Consider the following 23,019-nt stretch of genomic DNA (forward strand, 5'->3'; position numbering starts at 1 on the left):
TCACGCGACACGCTGGGCCGCCCATCGGCGAGCGGGACGCCKAGCGTCAGCCCCACGCGGCCACGCAGGCGCGCAAGGAAAAGGCAAGCGTCGGATCGATGTACTCGCGCGGCAGTTGCCGACCTTGCGTTCTTGACGGGGTTGGAGCACACGGGCGCGAGACGGGCCAGCGCAACCGCGCGCCGTGCACTGCGCGCKCATACGCAGTCTGCCTCGTCGCATCCAACGAATGCCTGATGCGGGGTTTTAGTGCTTGTCGCTCTCCGGATACCAGTAGATGCGCTTGCGCTTGCCCACGCCCGCGATATTGATCTTCTGAGCACCTAGTGCCGAGGTGGCGTCGCCACCTCCGGCTCCGGTCTGGTTACCGCCACCGAGCAAAACCGGCACAACGGTAGCTGTCGTGCCGCTGCCAATCGATACCATGCCGAATACCGGCGAAGGCKGAAAACCGCCGCCATCCAGGATAATCGAACGTTGTGGGTTTTGGCCTGATGCCGTAAGGAAGCTGAAGGAATAACTCCGGGCGATGCCKAGATTGGGGTAGCACATGCCCGCCTGAGGCACTGCTGGTGTATTTGTGCCAACGGTGGTATTTCCGGCCACGGTGAGCGGTGCATTCACTGCTTTCTCGCCGGGATTGCTGAGCGTAATGTAGAAGCCCGAACCGGTACCGTCGTACTTGGCAGTGGTGCTCGTATTGTTGACGAGGAGMGCCTCTGTGATGGGAGTCCAGGCGGCCGGCATGCCGCTTAAGTTGGTATCCTTCAGCATGTAGAGGCGATTGACCACGTTGTAAGCAGTCCCCTGCGTGGTCGAGGCCGAGTACAGAGGATGCTCGCGGTCACCCGTTCCGGCCGTAATGGCATCGTAGGTAGCAGTGGAAATGACGTCGGGTGCATAGAAGAACTTGCGCGCGTCATTCGTGTTGGATGCGCCGCCGAGTGCAGCGAGCTTGTTAAGCGTCCAGTTGGCAGGCGCATTGCCCGCGGTGGTTTCAAAGTCGGCTCTCCAGAGATTGCCGCCGACGTCGCCAACGTACAGGCGTTCGATATAACCGTCGCCATTACGGTCGAGCACAGTAACATCCGACGGGATGGCCCGGGTCAGGCCTGCAACCGACAGGCATGTACCGCTCATACCGCTACAGTTAGGCAGCGCRCTCCACACAATGGCACCACTGGCGGCATCGAATGCCACGATGCCGCGCCCCATGCTATCGACGCCCGGCGACGGGTCGCTATCCTCGGCCGAGTCATAGCCCGCGCCCATCACGACCAACGGGTTGGCGTAGCCGCGCACGCGCATGATGCGCGGCTGGGACCAGGTCTGGCCGAGTTCGGGAATATCAGCATTGGAGCGTTTCCACAGGAAGCGCGGATTGACGGGATCGGTCACATCGATTGCATAGATCAGCCGCCCGCCGCGGCGTGCCGTCAGGTAAATGACCACGCGAGGATTGGCCGCGTCGCGCAAGTCCTGCATCACGGTGGTACTTCCGTCGAAGAAGTAATCCCGTGGCGCCGGAGCGGGAGTGATACCGGCAGGCGTGGTCGAGAGCTTCACCTCCGGAGAGTTGGTGTAGAGACGGCTGAGCTTGCCAAGGAACTCCGGTGCGATGAAGCCCCATAGCTCGCCGCCCGGCCTCACGCTGCCAATGCCCTGCGTTTGGTTTCCGTTGATCGCGTGGAACACGCCATCGTTGGTGCCGTAGAACACCACGACTCCCTTGCTGCCGCCATAGTTGATGACAGCCGGCCGGGAATGCAGTACGTCTGCGTGGATCGAACTGCGCACGGTCACCGACCCGCCGGGACCCGGCTCCGCTTCGGTGCCGGCCAGACTGGTGGAATCCGAAGCGGCGACGTCCTGGCCGCGTACCCAGGCGATAAGCTTAGGCAATTCGGTGGCGGTGATGGTGGCCGCGCCGCTGGTCCCCGAGTTGATAATGGCAAGGCCGCCGGTGGCGCTCGCGTCCTTCAGCCACGCATTGGAACTATCGAATGACGGCATCGCCCCGTTAGTCGGGCAACTACCCGCGCCATTGCAGGTTATCAGTTGCCGGCCGGTCTGGCTGGTCAGCAACTGTGCGCGCAGCATCTCGCCCGCGCCTCCTTTCTCCACAACCTCCCCATCAGGGAAATCAAGTCCCCACCCGACACTGGACGGGCTGTTCTGCCAGTATCCTGTAGCAGGCCAATTACTGACCGCGCTGGCCCCATAACCGGCCGCGCCGAAGGAAAGCGGCGGCTCCGTCGTCCAGAAGCCGACAGCGTTCGGAGAGATGAAGCCCGTCGATGCGTTGCTKATGGCAGCGTTGCCCTTGGCATCCTGCAGTACGATGTTGCCGCCGGTGTCATAGCCGATCTGATACTGCTTGAGATTGCCTTGCCACCGCGGTGCTGCGGTGGCATCCGGGCGGAACATACCCACATAGACCTGGTTGAGGAACTGACCTTGGGCATTGACGGAGGCCGGAAGGCTGACCGAGGCAAACACGCTATTGATGGCCTGCACCTCGTTGAAGATTTGCAGCAAGGCCGACGTCAGCCCATTGACGTCACCGAGCTGGACCACATATGTCTTGCCGCCGCCATTGGTCGCCATGCTGCTCGCGAACTGGACATAGTCAGGGTTTTTGCTATCGGTCACCGCGATCGTGTAGGTCACGATGTTCTGACGGTTGGCCATGTTGCCCTGGACGTCGGTCTGGTACATGAAGCGAGCCCATTCGTCGCCCCAATTACTCTGGTATTTGTTGTTGGGAGCGGGAATGACAATTTGCTGTTGCTGAGCTGCAGTCGCGCCTGCTGCAACCAAGGCATCGGTGGCAACCTGGCCTGTATCTTGCGGCTTGCCGTTGTTCACGGCGTTAGCGATATAGATGACAAAATTGCGCTGACACGGATTGTCTATGGGCGAGGTGTACTTGGTGCCGGACAAGCCAGTCTGGCCGGCATAGTAAGCCCACKACTCCTGCATACMACCGCCGACCTGCGAATTATTGGAGTTGTCGGCCTGACGGTCGATTGTCTTCACATAGGTCAGGAAGCTGTCGACCCCGMTACTGTCCATCACCGGCAACTTATAGGGAGCCGCCGACGGGAACTTGAACTTGCCGCCGTTGTTGCTCCCGGAGCCGAACATCATCACGCCGAGATTGAGGTTACCMAKCAGTGAGGGGCTGGTCTTGATCGACGACACCGCGTTGTAGAGCGCGCACTGCTCGGCACCGACGTCCTTGCCTGCATTATTGCTGGAGACGACCCCCGATGTGGAGCAGGTGAAGCTGGCCGACGCATCCCAGGTCGATGCATTGTCGAGCAGGATCAGCACATTGGGCTTGCCGGCCAGGGGCTGCAAACCAGTGTACAGATCGATGTCCTCCGCTTTTGCCTGGTGCAAGGCGGACAGCGCKAGTAACGCGGCGATGGCAATGCGCGAGGCGGCGTGTTCAGCGAATTGACGCATTGTGGGTCCTGAGGTCAGGGGGTGAGGCAATCGAAATCTGGGTTGACAGCAAGCTTACGGGCATGCCGTGCCGACAGGCACGCGCACTGAGATGCCTTGGTGMAAGGTGGTGCTGGCGGCTGTGGCGGCGCTATCGCTGACGCTGGCCTTTATGTCCCATTGCGTGGCGTTGCACAGTGAATTTCCGCCACCGCCTCCGGATGCCGTCAAGATGCCGGTGTCCTGGTTACCATTGCCAACGAAACAGGAGACGTCGTCGGCATTGGACGTATCGAGGTCCGCATTCCTTACCGGCTTGCTGGTCTGGCACACCGGCGCGGCGACCTGCGCCGTATAGTMAGCGCTACCGTCGCCGTTCACATCKACCGGGACGCTAGCAGCGGCTGCCGCCGGGTTGGCGGTGAAGTCCTTGCTAATGACTTGCTCGATGCCTTGCTGCGCGGCATTCTGCGCCTCCACCCCGTGCTGCTGATTAGCGGCGACCTTCACATTGACGACACTGGAGCTGACCAACGATATCGTCATCAGCAAGAAGATAACAAGGAAAATTAGCGTAACAATCAGAGTGGCGCCGGACTGCCGGCGCTGTGCGATTAGCATGACTTACTCCCGGCGGCCAGCCACATTGGCCAGCCTTGCCACCCGGGCGTAGACATGGCGCTTGTAGCCGTCGTTGAACGGGCCACTGACCGTGGGCCGTCCGAGATCATAGGTGCGGCTGTCTGCCCAGCCGAGCGAGGTCCGCCGCGTGCGGGCAAGGACCTGAATGCGTACAGAAGTGACGTTCTGCCAGTTAGTGAGGGCAGTTGCCCAGTCGTATGCAGGTACCGAGGTGCAAATGGCGCTGTTGTTCACACCAGGGTCGCCGACGTAGCAGTCGGCGGAGCCGTTGCTGTCGAGATCCACGCCGTAGGACAAGTGCATATCCTGAATGCCTTGCGCCACCGAGCTGACCTGGAAGGCTCCGCCGGACAATTCCGCCATTTTCAGCGTCGGTACGCCGTCGCCAGCGCCGGAACACACATCGCAAGCTGCAAGATAAAAGATACGGACTACAGCCGCGCGCAACTCCGCGGTAATAGCCGGGTCACATGCCTTGGTGCGCATGGTGAAGGCCGGAGCGCTGGCACCGAACACGAACGATGTAGCGTCGTTGGAACAGTACGATACCTGCATATAAGGTTGCCCGACGGTGGCCGCCGCCGCGGGCGTCGTCGACACGCGCCTTATCACAAGTATTTCCGATGCCGGAGCCAAGTTCGGCAGGCATGGGGCCACAGTACCCGGTGCGTAGCCCTGAAGGCCGACAGGCACCGTCCCCGGTKAGTTGACKAAACCCAGCGCGCCCGGCGATGTAGCGCACAGCGCGGGGCTTGCCACGGTTGCGCCACTGGCTACGCTGGCGGCGCCGAAAAAACCGGCAAGCTCGACTTCACGACCCACGATGTCTACCACATAGCGCCCGTTTTCCACCTGCTCGKCACTATTGGAGAACTCTGAGCGCGACCGCGTGGTGGAATAATACAGACTCCCCAGGGCAGTCAAGAGCAGTAGCCCAAGTGTCATTCCGACCATTAACTCKATCAGCGACATGCCGCCCTGCCGGAGGCGCTTCGCAATCGCGGTGCGCTGCCGATTCACGAGAGAACTCCAATGCGTACCTGAATGCTTACCGCACGGCGATAGCTGTCATTGCCGAATTGTCCGTTGCCGCACGGCAGCGTCGGCGCGGTCGTCTTTGCAAGGCCCTGCCAGGCTACCGTGATGCGGTAGATCTGGTTTGTAGCATCAAGGGCTTCGATACAACCGATTGCACCAATCATGGCACCTACCGTCGCTCCGCCATTGCTCTCCGCGCTGCCAAGCAATGCTGCCCCCCAAGCTGCCAGGTCGGTACTTGTGATGGATTGCTGTGCAGCGGTGCCGACTGTGCAAGTTGGAGCGGGAACGGTGGCGCTGCCCGCCTTGGTAATGGTGGCGCCACTGGCATAGCAGGCTGCAGCCTGGCGGTTAGCATTGAGTCGGGCGGCCATGTCCTGAAGCAATGTCAGCGCCTGCACGCGCTGATAAGATTCCATTTCCGATTGGCTGGAGCGGGCAATCAGGCCTGCGGTACCCAGCAGCGCCACGAGCAGGATGACGACCGAGATCAAAACCTCGATCAGGGTGGCGCCGCGCTGCGCCGACTGGCGCAAGCGCTTACACGCATGGGGTGAGCGCGAGTTCATGTACATGTTCCGGATACCAGAGCGACGCGGCCGGTTCCGCTTACCTGCACGCAGATCGTCGTGGCTGCCTGAGGTGATACCGACGGCGCCACCTGGAACGTCAGGCTGCCGGCAGTGGGCCTCCCGTCGTTACCGACCGATAGGGAGTTGCCCGCGCTGCTAGTGATCGAAATGCCGTCATATGGACCGAAACTGCGCACCTTTTCGGTGCCGGCGGCCACGGCCCAACCCCCGGCCCAGGCGCCGGAGGCGGCCATGGTGACACTGCTGTTGCGCTTGACTGCCTCGCTGCGCGTCAATGTCAGCGCGGCGGAAAGATCCAGCGAGGCGTTGCGTGCGCGTTGTGTCACGATCAGGCTCGAGAACGATGGGGCCGCAGCAAACGCGATGATGGCAAGCACCGTCAACGCTACCAGCAGCTCTATTAGCGTGAATCCGCGATCCGCGACGGCGCTGGCTATATTCGATGCATGAGTATTTCGCATGGGCTATTTCCAGCAATTCGAACCCGTTCCGGAGACGCTCTTGTCCCCGGTATTCGACAGCGTCAACGTTCCACATGCCGCGTCGTTCGTGGCTTGGGTGCCCTGAGGGGCCGCCGTCAGGGAATATCCGAGTGGCGGGCCTGCGACCGCAGTGACCGTGATCTGGTAGCTGGGGGAAACTGTGCTGGGAAGACTGGCATAGCCGAGTGCGGCCAGGCTGGTGGCATAGGCCCGGTTGTCMACCAGGAAGCGCTCCTGCATGCTGGCGACTTCCAGCAGGAACGACTCCGCCGCTGCGCGATGGGAGCGCACAACGAATTGGATATAGGAGGGATAGGCAATGGCGGCAAGGATGCCAATAATTGCCACGGTGATCATCAACTCGATGAGTGTAAAGCCACCCCTGAGCCGAGCCTGGCGACCCAAGCCGCCGCACCCCGTGACTACCCCCAACTCCCGAAATAGCCGATGTTCTCGGCCATATCGCACCGCCGGGCTTCTGTGGCCCATGCTCGCGCTCCTTATCTTTTTTGCCCCGGATGACCCAGTTCCGGAGACGCTACGCGGCGAGTGTAGTCGCGAATCCACTCATGGTCAAAGGACTCTCGTTTTCTTGGCTCATCGAGCGTTGCACAGGATCCACTGCAGGGCGCGACTTGCCCTCGCGTACCCTAAAGCGCTTTGCATCTTTGGCKACTTTCGAGGGACGAAAAGTATTGTGCACCCAACAAATCACAATTCATGGGTCGCAGGATCTTTAATGCCGTACGTCAAGCCTTTCGTGAAGGGAAATAAGAATTATTTCGTGAATTCCGGAGCAATCTGCGCAGCAGCCGCCTGGCCGGCCATGCGTTTCGTTACGCCAAAGTCGGAGGCTCAGCAGGGCCCACAATGCGCCATCACAAGGAGACACCCCATCGAACTAAGATTCCAATGCAGATCGATCCGATAAAACGGGATACCCCCGATCCCGGGTTCACTATTTATTACAAATGAGCGGGATTGCGACCGATATACTCCCGCGAAGGTCCCCAGAAAAAGAGTTATGAAATCCATTTTGTTGTTGCTGATCGCCTGTGGCGCTTTGCTTAGCGGCTGCGCCGTGCTTCCTTACGACGATGGCTACGGCGGTGGCCAAGGCAATGGCTGCCCTCCCGGTCAAGCCAAGAAAGGGAATTGCCGGGTTGACCAGTATGGGAACGAGTCCTTCTGCCCGCCTGGGCAGGCGAAGAAGGGCCGCTGCTGATTTGAGCGCGCGGCGATCACATCGGCCTCCTTTGGCGCGCTTTGCGCGGCAGGCGCTGCATATCGACCGTCGGCTGTGCCAGCGCGTCGATTTGCTCGCACGGCCACATGCGCCCGGTGTCGCGCATCACAGATGTGCGTTTGTCTTGCTGCCGGTCCAACCTCTTGTCGATTAGTCCGTTGCAGCCTATCAAGAAGAGATGACTCGGAATCCCTATGTAACGGCCCCGAGTCGGGCCACGAGACTACCAGTCGGCGAGTTCGCCATGTTCTGTCCTACTCGACTTCGCCGTCGTCGGTGTCTGCGTCAGCCGCGTGCCGCTCGTGGTCCATCGCCGCGGCAGCCAGCGCCGCCGCGTGCGCCGGGGCCGCCTCTTTGCGCTCGCTGTAGCGGTCGGTCAGGTAATCGGACCGGTCCCGGACCAGCAGCGTGAACTTGTACAGTTCCTCCATCACATCGACCACACGGTCGTAGTAGGAAGAGGGCTTCATCCGGCCGGACGTGTCGAACTCCTGGTATGCCTTGGCCACCGACGACTGGTTCGGGATCGTCACCATCCGCATCCAGCGGCCCAGCACGCGCAGGGCGTTGACCGCATTGAAGGATTGCGATCCACCGCAGACCTGCATCACCGCCAGCGTGCGGCCCTGCGTCGGCCGGATGCCGGCGTGTTCCAGCGGCAGCCAGTCGATCTGGTTCTTGAAAACCGCCGTCAGTGTGCCGTGGCGCTCAGGGCTGCACCAGACCTGACCTTCGGACCATTCGGATAGCTTGCGCAGCTCCATAACCTTCGGATGGTCGGCGGGCACGCTGTCGGTCACCGGCAGGCCATGGGGGTCGAATACACGCGTCTCCGCGCCGAAATGCTGCAGGATGCGTTGCGCTTCCAGCGTCAGCAGCCGGCTGTAGGACGTCTCGCGCAGCGAGCCGTAGAGCAGCAGGATGCGAGGCGGGTGCGTGCTGACACGCGCTGGCTCGAGCTTCTGCAGGTCAGGCGTGTCGAGCACTGACGGCACGACATTGGGCAATGCAACCGTCATCGCGTGACCCTCTGACCCTGTGCGTCGATGACGACCTCGCCATCCTCCTTGGTGAACGGACCCTGCTGCGGCGACGGCAGAATGTCGAGCACGAGCTCCGACGGCCTGCATAGCCGGACGCCGCGCTCTGTCAAGACGAACGGCCAGTTGATCAGGATCGGATGCGCGAGCATCGCGTCGAGCAACTGATCGTCGGTCAATGCGGGATCGGCAAGGCCCAGTTCCGCGTACGGCGTCCCTTTTTCGCGAATCGCTTCACGCACGGTCAGGCCGGCTTGCGCGATCATCTGCTGCAACTTTGCACGCGAGGGCGGTGTCACCAGATACTCGATGACTTCGGGCTCGATGCCTGCATTGCGGATCATTGCTAGCGTGTTGCGCGACGTGCCGCATTCAGGATTGTGGTAGATCGTGACAGACATTGTGTTTCCTTGGTGGGCCTCGGCCCTGTATTACTTGCCAGTTCCCGTATCAATCATCGCGCGTCGCGTGCTGGCCAGACGCCTCGATGACGTTCGGATGCCCGGGCGCGTCTGGACGTGGCAGCAAGGCGGTATGGACCAGCAGCCCGATACCGGCGCCGATCAGTTCCGCGAACATGAATCCGGGCACGCTTGTCGGTGCAATGCCCGCAAAACTTTCACTGAACATCCGTCCGAAGGCGGCTGCCGGATTGGCAAAGGAAGTCGAAGCCGTGAACCAGTAAGCCGCGCCGATGTAGCTGGCTACCATGGCCGGGGCCCGCCCGTCCGGTGCGCGCAGGATGACCAGGATCAGCCCGGCCGTCGCCACGGCCTCCGCGATCCATTGGCCTGGCCCACTGCGGAGCTTGGAAGAAAGCTGAAGGATGCTGACGTCGAACATGGCATGTGCCAGCCAGGCACCCAATACCGCGCCGGTCAACTGCGCGACGATGTACGGAACCAAGGCAGATCTCGGCAATTCAGCCCGGAGCGCCATCACGATGCTGACCGCCGGATTGAAATGTGCACCGCTGACTGGGCCGAACACCTCGATGAGGACGTAAAGTCCACCGACCGTGGCCAGTGTGTTGGCCAACAGCGCAACGGCAACGTTCCCGCCAGCCAACCGCTCGGCCATGATGCCTGATCCGATTACCACCGCAAGCAGCAACGCCGTACCGATGAGTTCCCCGGCGATCTGGCGTGGCAGATCAATCTTCGTCATAAACTAGCTCCGCGCGAGACGCTGCAGGGTCTCTTGCAACTCCGCGTCGGTCATCTCATCGATTGGCAGCAGCAGCAACTGCAGCATCCGGTAGGCGATGGCCTGCCGCGTCAGTTCGAACGCGAGCCGCTTCTTCTCGTCTCCCCCTTGCGTATTCGACGGATCCGGATAGCCCCAGTGCACCTTGACCGGGCTGCCKGGCCAATAGGGGCATTCCTCCTCGGCGGCGCTATCGCAGACAGTAATGACAACGCGCATCTTGGGCGCGCCTTCGGCGACGAACTCGTCCCAGTTCTTGCTGCGGAAGTCGCTTACGTCGACCCCGGCTTCGCGTAGCACGTCGATGGCGAACGGGTTGGTGCGGCCGCTTGGCGAACTGCCAGCGCTGTAGGCGCGCATGTCGCGGCCAAATTGCTTCGCAAGATGGTTCAGCATGCCTTCGCCGAGCACGCTGCGTGCGGAATTGTGGGTACAGAGAATCAGGACGTTCGTAGTCATGGGGGCAGCAAAAAAGTTAGGGGTCGGGCGAGAGAGACGCTGTCAGCTCGTTCCGATGTCCCGCACGGCCTTCTGGAGCGCGACGGCGTCCAGCTTCGGCAAGGGCAGCGACAGGAACAGTTCGATGCGACGCTTCAGCGTGATGGTGGCGTCGTTGATGGCCTGCTGCTTTTGTGCATCGGTACCTTCGCATGCCGCGGGATCGGGCACGCCCCAGTGCGCGGACATCGGCTGGCCGGGCCATATCGGGCACAGCTCTCCGGCGGCCTTGTCACACACGGTGAAAACGAAATCGAGTTGCGGGGCGCCATCTTGCGAGAACTCATCCCAGCTTTTGCTGCGGAGCCCCGCTGTATCCAGTCCATGGCGCGCCAGTGCCGCCAGCGCGAAGGGATTGACCACGCMTGTCGGGTGACTGCCGGCGGAATAGGCGCGAAAGCGGCCCTTGCCMAGATGGTTCATCAGCCMTTCAGAGAGGATCGACCTTGCCGAATTGCCGGTACCGATGAACAGCAGGTTGTAGATCTTTTCGCTCATGGTTGGCMCTTAGCAGCAAGAAGGTTTGGACGTGACCGCGATACCGACGGGCTTTCCCTTCGGGGCTCGCGGGGCGCAGCATGCGGATTGCGCCGACGCGGCCTCGACCTGCCGGGACTCCCCGTACACCGGCACGCTGCCAAGCGTGTGGAAGTGTTCCCATGCGATGCCTTGCGGATCGGTGAGCCAATACTTGTCGCTGCGGGCATAGCAGCAGCTCGTCTCGCCTTCGTCGAGTCGCGCCATGTCGGCAGCCTCGGCACGCGACTTCAGCTCCGACAGTTCGGCGGCGCCGTCGGTCTGGAATCCCAGGTGGTCCACACCGGGCTGCGCACCGCGCGCGGAAATGGCGAAGTTCACGCGCGGGTCTTCGAGCATCCATTTCGCGTAGTCGTCCTTGACGACGCTTGGCTCGGCGGCAAACAGCGCGGAGTAATAACGGATGCTGGCCGACAGATCGGCCACGCTTACGTGAACGTGGAAGCGCTTCATGATCAGGACTCCGAGGTAACGGAACAGCCGGTGAGCGGCGAGCACAGRTTYCCGCCGCAGCAGTTCTCTGTGAGATAGCCAATCAAACCATTCATGGTCTCGAAGCGAGCCATGTAGATGATGGATCGGCCGTCCTGGCGGCTGGCGAGCAGGCCGGCCCGGTGCAGTTCCTTCAGATGGAAGGACAGCGACGACGCCGGCATATCCATGAGTTCGGCGATGCGACCAGCGGGCAGGCCCTCTGGTCCGGCCTGCACGAGCAGGCGGAACACGGCCAGGCGGACGGCGTKAGCGAGCGCGGCAAGCGCGCCAAGTGCGGCATCTGTTTCCATTATTCGAATGTAGTCGAATAATGGAAACCGTGCAAGCTTTGCTACTGCTTGAGAAGACCGATCGGGGCTCACGCTAGGTCAGCGCGGCACCCGTATCGGCAGAAACTGCAGAGCGCTGCACTTCGCTTCGAACGGCGGTAACCAACTGACCTTCGGTCATCCCTCGGCTGCCCATCGACGGACTGAAACTGGCCGGCAAACGACCGCTAGCCGGCCAACCCTCTACAGGGCGAGCTGGAGGCCGCGCGCCAGGCCCTCGCGGCTGCCCAKGCGCGTCAGGAGGAAGGTACGCGTCAGCTCGCAGCGCTCGAGCGGCAACTGCAGGAGCTACGTACCCAATTCTCGACCGAGTTGGAGCACACCCGCGAGCAGGTCGCCGTGGCCCAGGAGCGGGCCAGCGCCACCGAACGCCGTGCGCTGCGCGAGATCGACCAGGAACGCACACTGCGCCAGAAGGGCGAGCAGGCGGCGGCGGACCTGCGCACAGAACTGGCGGCCGGGCAGGCGAGGGCGCAAGACGCCGCCGTGGCCAGTGCTGCAGGCCGAGCGCGACACGCTCGGCGAGCAACTGGCGCAGACCCAGCAGGCGCTCGGACAAGGGCAGGCGGCACAGGACGGGCTGCGGGCCGAACTGGAAGCGGCGTTGCGGCGCGCCGAGCGCGCCCAGGCCGAAGCCACCGCGGCGCGCCGCCTGGTGCCGGCCCGGCGTCGGGCGCCGGTGGCGCGCACCAAGTTCAGGCCGGGGCCGGCTTGAGGACGGCCCCCGGAAGGGGTCGGATGGCATTTATCCACCGCGCACGGGGACAAGCCTGTGGACAAGCCGAGCGGCGGCCGAGTGCCGACGGCGTCAACGGAATTGATTAAAATTTAAGCAAAGAGAGCGGGCCACGCCTTCCCGGCGACGCCACGCCGGATCGCTCGCCTCCCTACATCTGTTMACCAACACCATGTCGATTGAAATCGAGCGCGCCGAAGCAATTACCTGGATCCGCATCCAGATGGCCCAGCACGGCCTGACCCTGGCCCAGCTGCAGGCGGCCGGCTGTTTTACGGAGCCGCCACCGGCGACGGTGCCTGGGGCGGTGCGCTATCGCAACGCGCACGGGCAGGGCTGGGACGGCCAAGGTGCCATGCCGGACTGGCTGCAGCGGGCGGTCAATGCGGGGCAGAGCGTGGAGCATTTCCGGGTAACCGCTACGAAGCAATAGCTGACCACTGCCGCAGAGCCAAAAACCAGAGAAGGGCCCCGGGCAGAAGCTTCGCCGGCAGCACGCACTGCTAGAATCGTGCSAGGTTCTAATAGGAGGCGCTGCTGCAGAGGCCAAGGTGCCGCAGCATCTGCCGCGGGAAGCCATGACGTCKGTTGTTTAGTGCCGGTAACCCGCTGAAAGCGCCCCGGCTTTGCACGGATGATCAGCTTGGCCTCAGCAAGGCAAGCGCGGGATCTTTCAGCCACAGCGTGACGGGTCCAGGATGCTCGAGATGCCGGACTGATGCAGCGTGGCCAAAATCAACGGCTGTAGAGATGAGAGAATGAATCGAAGGCACTTCATATTGAACGGCCCCCGCAAAGCGGGGCGAGGAATACAGCGCGCGGGCCATCTGCACAACAACTGCGTGGACCATTTGCGATGACGCGCAAACGAGTCACAACCCAGGTCCCGGAGGTGGTAGTGCCACAGGGGCCCGTGGTGAATGCCGACGCGCTTGCCGGGGACATCCGGCGCCTCATTAGCGAAGCCCGTGCGGGGCTTGCCGTCACGGTCAACGCGACATTGACGATGCTGTACTGGCGGGTCGGCCAGCGTATCCGCTCGGAAGTACTGGGCGGGGAGCGTGCCGAATACGGCGAGCAGATCGTCGTTTCTCTGTCGCGGCAGTTGGAGGCGGAGCATGGTCGTGGCTTCAGCGCCAAGAATTTGCGGCATATGCTGCGCCTCGCCGAGGCTTTTCCGTGCGAGGACATTGTCTACGCACTGAGTAGACAATTGAGTTGGACCCACCTCCGCAGCCTGATTTACATAGATGACCCACTCAAACGCGAGTTCTACCTTGAGATGTGCCGCAACGAGGGCTGGAGCACTCGCACTCTCCAAGACCGCCTGGACTCGATGCTGTTTGAGCGCACCGCATTGTCCCGCAAGTCGGATGAGCTTTTAGCGGCCGCCGACAAAGGACAGATGGAACTCTACCTGCGCTGGCTCGCCAAGCATGAGCAGGAGCCTGGGGAAGCGCCGCCGCTAGGCATCATCCTCTGCTCTGGCAAGAAACGCGAGCACATCGAGTTGTTGGAGCTGGACCAGACTGGCATTCATGTCGCTGAATATTTGACCGAACTGCCGCCCCGGCAACTGCTGGAGCAGAAGCTCCATGAGGCCGTTGCCCTGTCGAAGGCTAGGCTCGCKAATCGCGCCGACGACACAGGCKACGAGCTCGAGGCGGATGCGCACTGACCCACAGACCGGGTTACTTGGTTTGAACGGACTCAGGTTGAGGGCATGGATCTGTTGGCCATCGCTATCATTGAGGGGTCACCCTCTTTCGGCTCGATCATGAAAACTCTGTTTCTTGTGCGGCATGCCAAATCGAGTCGCGATGACCCGTCCTTGCCCGATCGGCAGCGTCCGTTGGACGATCGCGGCCGCCGTGACGCGTCCAAGATGGGCAAGCGCCTGGCTGATCGCGGGGTGGAGCCCGATCTGCTCGTGTCGAGCCCGGCGTTGCGTGCGCTGACCACGGCACAACTCATCGCCGACAAGATTGGCTACAAGCGCAAGGACATCGTCGTCGATGAACGCATCTACGCCAGCAGCCMGGACAAGTTGCTTGCCGTGATCTGCGCACTCGACAACGGGCTAGACCGCGTGATGCTCGTCGGCCACAATCCAGAGTTCACCGACCTCGCGCACCGGCTATCGAGCACAATCATCGACATGCCCACTTGCGCCGTCGTCGAGTTCCACTTCGATGCAAAAGCGTGGGCGGATGTCGCGGAGACCGGCTCGGCGAGGGTGAGGATGGACGCTCCGAATAGATAGTTCAGACTTCGTCGCTTCGGCCGGTGGGCTTGCGAACCGTCGCATATTGCACTGGAATCAAAGCTACCCCATCTTGGGCGCGCGCAAGACGCGCACTTCAACCGTGTGTGCCAGGCGAGGGAAGCCGACGAGACCTTCCAGCCTCTCTGTTACGCCGGGCCCGAGGACGTCGAATACGACGAGTCGGCAGAAAGGTCCCGAAGTCGTACGGCGTTGATTGGGCGCGAGAATTCGTAAGGAAGGCTTGGCGCAGGCGAGAAGCGAACGACACGCAAGAGACAAGGTCTCACCGTCCATGGGATAAGGAAGCGTCTGCACGTGCAGTGACTTCAATGAAGGAGAACGAATTGGCCCCAGAGCAAGTGGTTGAACCCGTTGTCGCGAGCAATGCGACGGACGGACTTGGTCAGATGGAGCTTCCCATCGCTGAGGCGATGCGCGACGCGGATCCCGTCATTGGTGAAGCCAGTGATGCATGCGTCGGTAGTGGCAGCGTTGACACTCAGACCCGACGTTTGGACTTCTGGTCCACAAGCCAGGATAGCGGCCCGACGGCGACCGTGTCATATCGGCGCCGGCGGCCTTACACAGCCCCGGACGCTTCAACGGAAGACGTGGCACCGGAAKAATCGATGGAAGCCACCGCCTCGGAAGCGACCACTGAAGCCGTGGCCGAAGCTCCGGTTGAAGTCCTGGCCACGGACGAACCGACGGAAGCTGCCGCCCAGGACGAACTGGCCGAAACGGCCGCCCCGGTAGCACCGCTTTACGCCCCAGCTCCGGAAGCTGCGCCGGAAGAGACGTGGGCCCCGAAGCGCGGTCGGAAGCCGAAAGCGCTCACCAAAACTGCCGCTGCGGAAGCTGCGCCGGAAGAGACGCGGGCCCCGAAGCGCGGTCGGAAGCCGAAAGCGCTCACCGAAACCGCCGCTCCGGAAGCTGCGCCGGAAGAGAGGCGGACCCCGAAGCGCGGTCGGAAGCCGAAAATCCTAGCTGAAGTTGCCGCTCCGGAAGTCACGACTCAAGAGACCCCAACCCGGAAGCGCGGGCCGAAGCAGATTGCACTGCCTGGAGTGGAGGCTGCCCCGGAAGCGCCGACTCAGAAGACGCAAACCCGGAAGCCGCGACAGGAGCAAAAAGCGCCTACCGCAACTCAAAGCCCGTCCAAATCCTCACTGCTCGCTCAACTGGCATCTGTCAATGCGCAACTTGAGCAGTTGCGAGCCACGGAAGTGCCAAAGGTCGTGGAGGAAATCCAGCAGTTGATGCAGGATTACGACCTCAGCATTGAGGACATTGCGGGCAAGCCCAGTGTTGAGCCCGCTGCCCGCGCTGTGCCGACCAAGACGAAGGCCGCGCCGCCTCCGAGGTACCGCAACCCCAAGACGGGCCAGACCTGGTCGGGGCGCGGTAGGGCTCCCGCGTGGATTGGCAAGAAGCCYGAGCGTTTCCTAATMGATCTCTTGTACTGAACGACAGGTTGGCGGGCGCGGCCGGTCCGCCCCTATTCTGCCTAGCAAACTCGGCAGGCCGGAAGTTCGGCGGCCACTGCGTAGGAAGACCAAGGGGAAGAGCCGGGCAACGAGCCGGGGGCAGCGGCGCTGCCTAACAATCAGGACGAAGGCAACGACAGCAGTGACGGCAGCGATGACAGCAAAGACTGAGCGGGCTGACGCGATCCGCTGGATCCAGACGCAGATGGACGACTACGGGCTCACCCTCGAAGAGCTCGACGCGGCGGGGTGCTTCGCGCCGCCACCGCCCGCACCACCGGCGCCGGTGGTTTGCTATCGCAACGCGGAAGGGCTCAACTGGGACGGGCAGGGCGAGATGCCCTCGTGGCTCAAGCGCGCGGTCWATGCGGGGCAGAGCGTTGAGTTTTTCCGGGTTGGATAGGGGCGCCGATGCATTCGGCCCGCTGTCCAACGGCGATGTGACCAGGGCTAACCGACACAACCCACGACGACCCATTTATGAAAGTACGCGTTTTTACCCTGTTGTGGCTCGCCGCCATGGCGAGCGGCGGTATGCTGCCACCCACGCAGGCACACGCCGGCGTGTTCGACGATGAGCAGGCGCGCAAAACGGTCATCAACCTGCGCGACCAGTTCAACAGTTTCCAGGCGACGGCTACCCAGCGCATTGAGCAGAACAGCCGCACCACACTCGACCTGCAGAACCAGCTCGAAGGCCTACGCCAGGAAGTCGCGCGACTACGCGGCCAGAACGAAGTGCTGCAGAACACGGTGGCGACGCTGCAGAAGCAGCAGAAAGACTATTACGCCGACCTGGATGCGCGCCTGAAGAAGTTCGAGCCGCAGCACGCTTCGGTCGAAGACCACCAAGGCACGTCGCAGCCGGGCGAGAAGCCCGAATACGACGCCGCGCTCAAGCATTTCCAGACGGGCGATTTCAAGAGCGCCGGGAATTCGTTCTCGTCGTTTATCAAGAAGTATCCGCAGAGCCCGTACCTGCCGCTGGCGCAGTACTGGCTCGGCAACTCGCTCTACGCGCAGCGCGACTACAAGGGGTCCACCTGGGTGCTGCAGAAAATGATCCATGCCAACCCGACGCATCCCAAGGTGCCGGACGCCATGATCGCGGTGGCCAATAGTCAGCTCGAGTCCGGCCAGAAGGATGCCGCGCGCAAGACTCTGGAACAGGTGGTGGCCAAGTATCCAGGTACCGAAGGCGCGCGTGCGGCGAGCAACCGGTTGAAGACGCTGAAGTAAGTGCGGGTCAGTTCGCGCCGGCCGTTGAGGCCGGCGCCCGGAAGGTGGTGCCCTGGTAGTGGCGGTCGCCCTTGGTCTGCAGGAAATAGCACTTCTTATCACTATGGCGACAATTTCCGGAAAACCTGTACGCCGGGACTTCCGCCCCGGCGACCGGCTTAGATGCGCGTGATGGGCAATCCGCCGGTAACGGCCGCGATCACGCTGTCKGACAGCACATTAACCGTCATTTGCACGCCCACGATGGGGTCATCGTGGTGCTGCGCGACCCCCTGCGCCTTCGCCCAGGCGAACCCGCATCATGTCGGGGTAGTGTCGATGGATCAGGTCCCAGTCGATGGACTGGCGGCACAAGCGCTCGATATGTTCATATCTGCGACACCGATCCGCTTTGTATAGCACCAGATCTTTGATATTGCGCATGCGCGGCATCAGGTTGATGCCCAGCAGATAGGACAGACCAAACACTGGGCCGCTCTGCGCCTGGGTGTCGCCGTGAATGGTATCCGGCTGGATCTCAGAGCCATTTCTGATGAGCCCGTCCAGGATGTACACCGCCTCATGCACGCCGCACGGAATGAAGTTGCTGAAGAGCGCGATATACATGTCGGAGACATGATAGTAGCCAATTCCGCCGTATCCGCCATAGCGGATGTGATACTCCGACAGCAGATTCTGCTCATAGAGGTTCCACTTCGTTCCATCCGCGGAAGCGATTACCTGGCCGACTACTTCGACCCCTTTGCCATGGAATTCGTCAGGACGATCCGCAATGCCCTGCCAGGCAACGGAGCCAGCTATGCGCACTGGGCCTATCTGTTTGCCGTGGGGGCGCTGGTAATGAGCGTGTTCGACAGCCGCATCGAGCGTATCTCCGGTGGCGAGGTCAAGGCAGGCGACGTGCGACGGAAGTCCGAGTACCTGGTGACTTTCATCGCGGCGGGGATTCGCGCCGGTACAGGGCCGAAGTCGTCGACGCGTTGGAGGTAGTCGAGGCTTGGCCGGGATTCGCAAAAAATCCGCCGCATCTCCGCTAAGCTGCTGATTTGAATGCGAAATCGATTGATGGATCGAGTGGCGGTACGCGCCGCTGCAAGTCGAGCAGGTAATCTCCGAACCGGTTGATATGCTCGCGGCGGTACGGCGACAGGGCCTTGAGCATTTCGGCGTTCACCGGGTGCCCGCGTTCCTGCAAATCCTTGAGCTTGCGCGACATCCACTGAACGTTGTGGAGGATGACCATGTTGGCGACCTAACTCCTTGGCAAGCTCGAGGAGTTCATTGTCTACTTGGACAACAACCGGCACTTCATCGTGAACTACGGTGACCGCTATCGACATGGCGAGCCCATTGCCTCAGGTTTTGTCGAGTCAGCCGTCAACCAGGTGGTCAGCAAGCGGTTCGTCAAACGGCAGAACCGCCACTGAACAGGCCACCGCTACTTCAGTGTGCCTCTCCCCTCCAGCACAAAGCGACAATGCGGCCATCCATCACCGCAACATGGAACATATCTGGAAGCAATGATGCGTTGTCCATCAGGCCACATTCGTGTAGTACCCCGTGGTAATCGTGGGCAGGTCCGTCCGCAGTAGTGGCGGAGCGAATCTGTAAGGCTCGAATCATTGCTGCTCTGGCGTCCGACGAAGAAACTTATCCGTAATGTATTTACTTAATAGATGTTGAGCACACGATACCGCAACGTAGTTTTAGGGACAGGCCGGTATTAGGTAATACCGGTCAGACGATCCGTTATTCTTCGAATGAACGGCGCAGCAAACACCACCACGGGCAACATCGCAGCCCAGGACAGCAGCCACAATCTAGCCCAGTGCATCATGAAATTCCCGGTTTCCCAAAACGGAAAACTTGCAATGCAGGCGGTAATACCGGTCGTCAGGCAAGATTGGACGATTCCGTAGATAAAGTGACCGTGGCGTTTTGCAGCTCTTGACATTGTATTGAATAATGCGACGGTTCAAGCTATTTTCAAAAAAAGCCCGGATACTTAACGTAATATCCGAGCTTCCTTCAGGTAAGCTTCATTTAACTTATTTCGATTTCTGTAGGTAGCATGTTGTGAATAATTAATGGCATAATTCGGATGATGACAGCAATCAATTGGCCTTCAACTGCCGATGCGGATCAATAACGAATTTCTTCGGTGCCCCCGCGTCGAACTCAGCATACGCCTTTGGCGCATCGTCCAACGAAATCAATTGCACGCCAACAATATCGGCAATCTTGATGCGATCCCAAAGAATTGCTTGCATCAATGCGCGGTTATATTTCATGACCGGTGTTTGGCCCGTAAAAAAACTGTGCGATTTCGCCCAACCGAGACCCAAACGAATCGATAAAGAACCCTTCTTGGCTGCCGTATCGGCAGCACCAGGATCATCTGTAACATATAAGCCGGGAATGCCGATCTTGCCGGCAGCGCGCGTCACTTCCATTAAAGAGTTGAGCACGGTAGCCGGCGCTTCGTGTTGCGCACCTTMATGCCCGTGACCGCGTGCTTCAAAACCTACCGCATCGATTGCGGAGTCAACCTCAGATGTACCAAGTATCTGTGCGATCTGATCTACCAACAGCACATCCTGCGACAAGTCGACCGTCTGAAATCCTACTTTACGCGCATGCACCAATCGGGCTGGGTTTACATCTCCGACGATGACTACAGCAGCGCCAAGCAACTGCGCCGATGCCGCTGCGGCAAGCCCGACCGGCCCCGCGCCCGCAACATACACCGTGCTTCCAGGCCGAACACCAGCCGTCACGGCGCCGTGAAATCCCGTCGGTAAAATATCCGACAAACACGTCAAATCACGGATTTTTTCCAGCGCCACCTCCCTGTTCGGAAATTTCAGCAGATTGAAGTCTGCATAGGGCACCATCACATATTCAGCCTGACCGCCGACCCATCCGCCCATATCGACATAGCCATAGGCTCCGCCGGCGCGGGAAGGATTTACTGTCAAGCACACGCCGGTATCCTGCTCCTTACAGGTACGACAGCGACCGCAAGCMACATTGAACGGTACCGACACGATATCGCCCACCTTAAGGGTTTCGACATCGCGGCCCATTTCGATCACTTCACCGGTGATTTCATGGCCGAGAATGAGGCCAGCCGGTGCGGTGGTGCGACCGCGCACCATGTGCTGGTCCGAGCCACAGATGTTGGTCGAAAGTGTTTTGAGAATGACGCCGTGTCCGATGGGGCGGCCGCGTGGATCAACCAACTTTGGAAATGGAATACCTTTAACTTCGACTACGCCCTGCTTGATGAATGCAACACCGCGGTTTTCCACCATGAAATTATCCTTTTTTATATTTATTTAAATATTAAGAATAGACGAAATATTAAATAATCACCGCATTATGCAATTATACGTTCAGCGTCGAGCTGCGATAGGCTGTATCCAGAGTCAATGTTCCACCGCTAATTCTCKACACACAAGCGCACATTTTTTTGCTGTCTGCTTTTTCGGACGGATTCAAAAATACATCACGATGATCCACGGGTGCATCGCTTTCCAGTATATTGACTACGCATAATCCGCACTCGCCACGCTTKCAGTCMGACATCACCTCCATTCCTTCCGCTTCGAGCGCTGCGAGTAACGTCTGGTGCGCGGCAACCTCAATTGTCTTGCCGAACCGCGGAAGTACGACGGTGAACGGGCGAGTCGGATAATGTCCGCTGGAGGCGAATGTTTCGTAGCGCAACGCACCCATCGATTTTCCGCTTTCTTTCCAAATTCGGCCGACTGTCTCAAGCATGGCGATCGGCCCGCAGATGTACAGTTCACCATCACCCGTCACGCTGTCGACAATTTTCTTCAAATCGAGTGGTCCTGTTTCCTCGGCCACGGATAATTCCAGGCGGTCGCCCAGCCAACTTCGTAGCAGGTTCACCAGCGCCGCTTCCGTATGGTTTCGTACGCCGTAGAATAGCCGTACGGGCTTATCACTATTTCTCAAGGCATATGCCATGCTGATCAACGGTGTGATCCCGACACCGCCGGCGACCAGCGTATAAGAGGGCGCATAGCGGCTCAACTCGAAATGATTATGTGGCTGCGATATTTCGAGCGCATCGCCGACTTTCAGGCCCCACATGTAGCGCGAGCCACCCAACCCTTCTTCCATTAGCTTAACCGCGATGCGATATATTTTTTTGTTATCGCCAATATCGATCAACGAGTAGGTCCGAATTTCGGTTCGCTCCTCCACTTTCACCCTTACTCTCAAATGAGAACCAGGCGTCCAGATGTTGAAATGGTTGCCAGCAGCAATTTCTATCATTCGAATGCTCGGGCTGACGTTCTCAATGCGTTCAATAGAGACTATTGCCCAGTCGTCTCGAAATTTCATGATTTAAATTTTTACGGGTTGATTTTTTCTAATTCACGGAATTAATTCATCTAACGCGTGCGTCGCCTTAGTTCGCTACGCGAATCGGAATAACGTCAGAAGGAAGCGTGGTGCTATTTTCAGCTTGAATCATCCGATCTATGAATCGCCGCGCCCATAATGCTCCGGCATCGATATTTAGATTGTAAAATTCGCGCTCCGGGTGGTCCAAAATCGCTTGTTGCTGCGCCTCGACGATAATCTCATCTTCGCGGAACACGCTACGCACGCCCTGACGGAATTGCTGCGTGATGCTTTGTTCGCTAATACGATAATTGCGGCAGAAAGCCCAAATGTAATGCGACGTGGTATCTGTTTCCGGCGTGATCGTATTCAGTACATAACCATTAACGCCCTGCGAGCGATCGCCTTCGCGTGCACCTGTTCCTACGGGCGCGACGCCAACATCGATCGTGACCGTACAAGGTGCTTCGAAGCGGATAATCTGCCAGCGATCGACCTTGCCGGTCCAGCCGTTATGTTTGCGCAATTGCACGGCCCAAAACGGCGGCGCATCGACATTGTGCATCCAGCGCGATACGGTGACGAATTTATCGTCGTAAGTCACCTCGAATGGGGATTCGGCTTGTTCGCTCTGATGCAGGCTAGTGACGTGAACGAAAGTCTCGTGCGTCAAATCCATCAGGTTATCAACTACCAGACGGTAATCGCACTTGGCGTGAATGGTCTCGCCGTCGCCGGCCCAAGCAGGATCGTCATTCCAGTGAAAATCGGGAATCGTCGCCGGATCGGCCTTCGATGCATCGCCGAGCCAGAGCCAGATCAGGCGATGTTTTTCCACCACTGGATAGGATCTGACGCAGGCCGAGKGGTTCAGTGTTTCCTGCGATGGCATTTCAATGCATCGGCCGCTGGCGTTAAATACCAGCCCATGATAACCACAAACTACTGTATCGCCTTCGAGGCGGCCCCTCGACAGTGGAAGCAGACGGTGCCAGCAGGCGTCTTCCAGTGCCACTGGGGTGCCGTCGGTTTGTCGATACAGGACCACTTTTTTATTACAGATAGTGCGYGCCAGAAGTGTGCGCTTGACGTCCACATCGTATGCCGCCGCATACCACGCATTCATGGGAAAATTGGGTGTATTTGACGGTGAATTCATTCGCGTCTCCTGTAGATAATGTTGATTATCGTCCGATTTTTTGATTGTCGCCACGCGTCTTAATGGCGACAATTTTCCGATATAAATGACGGTCACGACCGTTCTAAATAACAAATATCGAGCGCAAGGCGAAACGCCGGGTTCTCAATCTTTTGAAAATAGCCAAAAAATGAATTGCTATTTCTGCATGTTTAAA

General features: G+C 59.9%; 25 protein-coding genes and 5 pseudogenes. 11 read left to right on the top strand and 19 right to left on the bottom strand.

All coding sequences use genetic code 11. The annotated features are described in order from the left end of the window. Positions 1-246 precede the first annotated feature (246 nt). The 6 genes from AC1DKV_RS33350 to AC1DKV_RS33375 are packed head-to-tail and all read right to left on the bottom strand — an operon-like array spanning position 247 to position 6,610. Positions 247-3,471: a pilus assembly protein gene (locus AC1DKV_RS33350; RefSeq protein WP_477139016.1), complete on the bottom strand. Its 3,225-nt coding sequence runs from the start codon at positions 3,469-3,471 to the stop codon at positions 247-249. Positions 3,472-3,525: 54 nt separating this feature from the next. After that, positions 3,526-4,071: a PilX N-terminal domain-containing pilus assembly protein gene (locus tag AC1DKV_RS33355; RefSeq protein WP_477139017.1), complete on the bottom strand. Its 546-nt coding sequence runs from the start codon at positions 4,069-4,071 to the stop codon at positions 3,526-3,528. 3 nt (positions 4,072-4,074) lie between these two features. After that, positions 4,075-5,112, bottom strand: coding sequence for a PilW family protein (locus AC1DKV_RS33360; protein WP_477139018.1), 1,038 nt, complete (start codon positions 5,110-5,112; stop codon positions 4,075-4,077). Further along, complete coding sequence (gene pilV / locus AC1DKV_RS33365) at positions 5,109-5,699, bottom strand: type IV pilus modification protein PilV (RefSeq protein WP_441623485.1); 591 nt, start codon at positions 5,697-5,699, stop codon at positions 5,109-5,111. Before pilV ends, AC1DKV_RS33360 begins: the two co-directional genes overlap by 4 nt. Then, positions 5,696-6,184 carry a GspH/FimT family pseudopilin gene (locus AC1DKV_RS33370; protein WP_441623487.1) on the bottom strand — a complete coding sequence of 163 codons (489 nt, stop codon included), beginning with the start codon at positions 6,182-6,184 and terminating at the stop codon, positions 5,696-5,698. Before AC1DKV_RS33370 ends, pilV begins: the two co-directional genes overlap by 4 nt. A 3-nt stretch (positions 6,185-6,187) precedes the next feature. Further along, the gene (locus tag AC1DKV_RS33375) at positions 6,188-6,610 is read right to left on the bottom strand and encodes a type IV pilin protein (RefSeq protein WP_441623538.1); all 423 of its coding nucleotides are present in this window, start codon (positions 6,608-6,610) and stop codon (positions 6,188-6,190) included. 340 nt (positions 6,611-6,950) lie between these two features. Between AC1DKV_RS33375 and AC1DKV_RS33380 the strand changes: the two are divergent. Both AC1DKV_RS33380 and AC1DKV_RS33385 read left to right on the top strand, forming a co-directional pair. Then, positions 6,951-7,067 (top strand): annotated as a pseudogene (locus tag AC1DKV_RS33380) (IS110 family transposase); the annotation flags it as partial. 162 nt (positions 7,068-7,229) lie between these two features. Beyond that, positions 7,230-7,430 (top strand): hypothetical protein, encoded by a 201-nt coding sequence (locus AC1DKV_RS33385; RefSeq protein WP_441623489.1) that lies wholly within the window; start codon positions 7,230-7,232, stop codon positions 7,428-7,430. Positions 7,431-7,705: 275 nt separating this feature from the next. Here the strand turns inward: AC1DKV_RS33385 and arsH are convergent, their stop codons facing one another. From arsH to AC1DKV_RS33420, 7 genes are read right to left on the bottom strand one after another with little or no spacing between them, the layout of a single operon-like run. After that, positions 7,706-8,470, bottom strand: coding sequence for an arsenical resistance protein ArsH (gene arsH / locus AC1DKV_RS33390; protein ID WP_441623491.1), 765 nt, complete (start codon positions 8,468-8,470; stop codon positions 7,706-7,708). Further along, complete coding sequence (gene arsC, locus AC1DKV_RS33395; RefSeq protein WP_441623493.1) at positions 8,467-8,892, bottom strand: arsenate reductase (glutaredoxin); 426 nt, start codon at positions 8,890-8,892, stop codon at positions 8,467-8,469. The genes arsH and arsC overlap by 4 nt, the downstream gene beginning before the upstream one ends. A 49-nt stretch (positions 8,893-8,941) precedes the next feature. After that, positions 8,942-9,658 carry an aquaporin gene (locus AC1DKV_RS33400; RefSeq protein ID WP_441623495.1) on the bottom strand — a complete coding sequence of 239 codons (717 nt, stop codon included), beginning with the start codon at positions 9,656-9,658 and terminating at the stop codon, positions 8,942-8,944. A 3-nt stretch (positions 9,659-9,661) separates the two neighbouring features. Further along, positions 9,662-10,156, bottom strand: coding sequence for an arsenate reductase ArsC (locus AC1DKV_RS33405; RefSeq protein ID WP_441623497.1), 495 nt, complete (start codon positions 10,154-10,156; stop codon positions 9,662-9,664). A gap of 42 nt (positions 10,157-10,198) precedes the next feature. Further along, positions 10,199-10,693, bottom strand: coding sequence for an arsenate reductase ArsC (locus AC1DKV_RS33410; protein ID WP_477139019.1), 495 nt, complete (start codon positions 10,691-10,693; stop codon positions 10,199-10,201). Positions 10,694-10,702: 9 nt separating this feature from the next. Next, positions 10,703-11,185, bottom strand: a complete 483-nt coding sequence (locus tag AC1DKV_RS33415) for an ArsI/CadI family heavy metal resistance metalloenzyme (RefSeq protein WP_441623501.1) — start codon at positions 11,183-11,185, stop codon at positions 10,703-10,705. Positions 11,186-11,187: 2 nt separating this feature from the next. Continuing rightward, a complete protein-coding gene (locus AC1DKV_RS33420) occupies positions 11,188-11,517 on the bottom strand; it encodes an ArsR/SmtB family transcription factor (protein WP_477139020.1) in 330 nt (109 codons plus the stop codon). Between the two features lie 532 nt (positions 11,518-12,049). On the opposite strand from AC1DKV_RS33420, the gene AC1DKV_RS33425 reads away from it, so the two are divergent. From AC1DKV_RS33425 to ybgF, 7 genes are all read left to right on the top strand, one after another. Beyond that, a complete protein-coding gene (locus AC1DKV_RS33425) occupies positions 12,050-12,271 on the top strand; it encodes a hypothetical protein (protein WP_441623505.1) in 222 nt (73 codons plus the stop codon). Positions 12,272-12,464: 193 nt separating this feature from the next. Then, positions 12,465-12,725 (top strand): H-NS histone family protein, encoded by a 261-nt coding sequence (locus AC1DKV_RS33430; RefSeq protein ID WP_441623507.1) that lies wholly within the window; start codon positions 12,465-12,467, stop codon positions 12,723-12,725. 423 nt (positions 12,726-13,148) lie between these two features. Next, on the top strand, positions 13,149-13,970 hold the full coding sequence (locus AC1DKV_RS33435) for a PDDEXK nuclease domain-containing protein (RefSeq protein ID WP_477139021.1): 822 nt from the start codon (positions 13,149-13,151) through the stop codon (positions 13,968-13,970). A gap of 45 nt (positions 13,971-14,015) precedes the next feature. Beyond that, a complete protein-coding gene (locus AC1DKV_RS33440; RefSeq protein ID WP_477139022.1) occupies positions 14,016-14,555 on the top strand; it encodes a SixA phosphatase family protein in 540 nt (179 codons plus the stop codon). A 332-nt stretch (positions 14,556-14,887) separates the two neighbouring features. Further along, entirely contained in the window at positions 14,888-16,024 is a 1,137-nt protein-coding gene (locus AC1DKV_RS33445; protein ID WP_477139023.1) for an H-NS histone family protein, read from the top strand. 175 nt (positions 16,025-16,199) lie between these two features. Further along, positions 16,200-16,448, top strand: coding sequence for an H-NS family nucleoid-associated regulatory protein (locus AC1DKV_RS33450; protein ID WP_477139024.1), 249 nt, complete (start codon positions 16,200-16,202; stop codon positions 16,446-16,448). A 77-nt stretch (positions 16,449-16,525) separates the two neighbouring features. Next, on the top strand, positions 16,526-17,284 hold the full coding sequence (gene ybgF / locus AC1DKV_RS33455) for a tol-pal system protein YbgF (RefSeq protein ID WP_441623516.1): 759 nt from the start codon (positions 16,526-16,528) through the stop codon (positions 17,282-17,284). A gap of 285 nt (positions 17,285-17,569) precedes the next feature. On the opposite strand, the pseudogene AC1DKV_RS33460 reads toward ybgF, so the two are convergent. Continuing rightward, positions 17,570-17,998 (bottom strand): annotated as a pseudogene (locus AC1DKV_RS33460) (Tn3 family transposase); the annotation flags it as partial. 6 nt (positions 17,999-18,004) lie between these two features. Here AC1DKV_RS33460 and AC1DKV_RS33465 point away from each other — a divergent pair. Then, positions 18,005-18,274 (top strand): annotated as a pseudogene (locus tag AC1DKV_RS33465) (TetR/AcrR family transcriptional regulator); the annotation flags it as partial. A 43-nt stretch (positions 18,275-18,317) separates the two neighbouring features. On the opposite strand, the pseudogene AC1DKV_RS33470 reads toward AC1DKV_RS33465, so the two are convergent. After that, positions 18,318-18,536 (bottom strand): annotated as a pseudogene (locus tag AC1DKV_RS33470) (Tn3 family transposase); the annotation flags it as partial. Between the two features lie 4 nt (positions 18,537-18,540). On the opposite strand from AC1DKV_RS33470, the pseudogene AC1DKV_RS33475 reads away from it, so the two are divergent. Next, positions 18,541-18,699, top strand: a pseudogene (locus tag AC1DKV_RS33475) (ISKra4-like element ISBte1 family transposase); the annotation flags it as partial. A gap of 308 nt (positions 18,700-19,007) precedes the next feature. On the opposite strand, the gene AC1DKV_RS33480 reads toward AC1DKV_RS33475, so the two are convergent. From AC1DKV_RS33480 to AC1DKV_RS33495, 4 genes are all read right to left on the bottom strand, one after another. Beyond that, a complete protein-coding gene (locus AC1DKV_RS33480) occupies positions 19,008-19,238 on the bottom strand; it encodes a DUF2798 domain-containing protein (RefSeq protein ID WP_441623518.1) in 231 nt (76 codons plus the stop codon). A gap of 160 nt (positions 19,239-19,398) precedes the next feature. Then, a complete protein-coding gene (gene fdhA, locus AC1DKV_RS33485; protein WP_477139025.1) occupies positions 19,399-20,598 on the bottom strand; it encodes a formaldehyde dehydrogenase, glutathione-independent in 1,200 nt (399 codons plus the stop codon). Positions 20,599-20,671: 73 nt separating this feature from the next. Continuing rightward, positions 20,672-21,661: a PDR/VanB family oxidoreductase gene (locus AC1DKV_RS33490; RefSeq protein ID WP_477139026.1), complete on the bottom strand. Its 990-nt coding sequence runs from the start codon at positions 21,659-21,661 to the stop codon at positions 20,672-20,674. Positions 21,662-21,728: 67 nt separating this feature from the next. Further along, positions 21,729-22,823 carry an aromatic ring-hydroxylating dioxygenase subunit alpha gene (locus tag AC1DKV_RS33495; RefSeq protein ID WP_477139027.1) on the bottom strand — a complete coding sequence of 365 codons (1,095 nt, stop codon included), beginning with the start codon at positions 22,821-22,823 and terminating at the stop codon, positions 21,729-21,731. Positions 22,824-23,019 lie beyond the last annotated feature (196 nt).

Source organism: Cupriavidus sp. 05T41 (genome assembly GCF_056396525.1).

Bases quoted from the DNA above. Each gene is read 5' to 3' on its own strand.
- pilV (WP_441623485.1), bottom strand. From the start codon at position 5,699: ATGAACTCGCGCTCACCCCATGCGTGTAAGCGCTTGCGCCAGTCGGCG.
- AC1DKV_RS33370 (WP_441623487.1), bottom strand. From the start codon at position 6,184: ATGCGAAATACTCATGCATCGAATATAGCCAGCGCCGTCGCGGATCGC.
- AC1DKV_RS33385 (WP_441623489.1), top strand. From the start codon at position 7,230: ATGAAATCCATTTTGTTGTTGCTGATCGCCTGTGGCGCTTTGCTTAGC.
- arsH (WP_441623491.1), bottom strand. From the start codon at position 8,470: ATGACGGTTGCATTGCCCAATGTCGTGCCGTCAGTGCTCGACACGCCT.
- arsC (WP_441623493.1), bottom strand. From the start codon at position 8,892: ATGTCTGTCACGATCTACCACAATCCTGAATGCGGCACGTCGCGCAAC.
- AC1DKV_RS33400 (WP_441623495.1), bottom strand. From the start codon at position 9,658: ATGACGAAGATTGATCTGCCACGCCAGATCGCCGGGGAACTCATCGGT.
- AC1DKV_RS33415 (WP_441623501.1), bottom strand. From the start codon at position 11,185: ATGAAGCGCTTCCACGTTCACGTAAGCGTGGCCGATCTGTCGGCCAGC.
- AC1DKV_RS33430 (WP_441623507.1), top strand. From the start codon at position 12,465: ATGTCGATTGAAATCGAGCGCGCCGAAGCAATTACCTGGATCCGCATC.
- ybgF (WP_441623516.1), top strand. From the start codon at position 16,526: ATGAAAGTACGCGTTTTTACCCTGTTGTGGCTCGCCGCCATGGCGAGC.
- AC1DKV_RS33480 (WP_441623518.1), bottom strand. From the start codon at position 19,238: ATGTCAAGAGCTGCAAAACGCCACGGTCACTTTATCTACGGAATCGTC.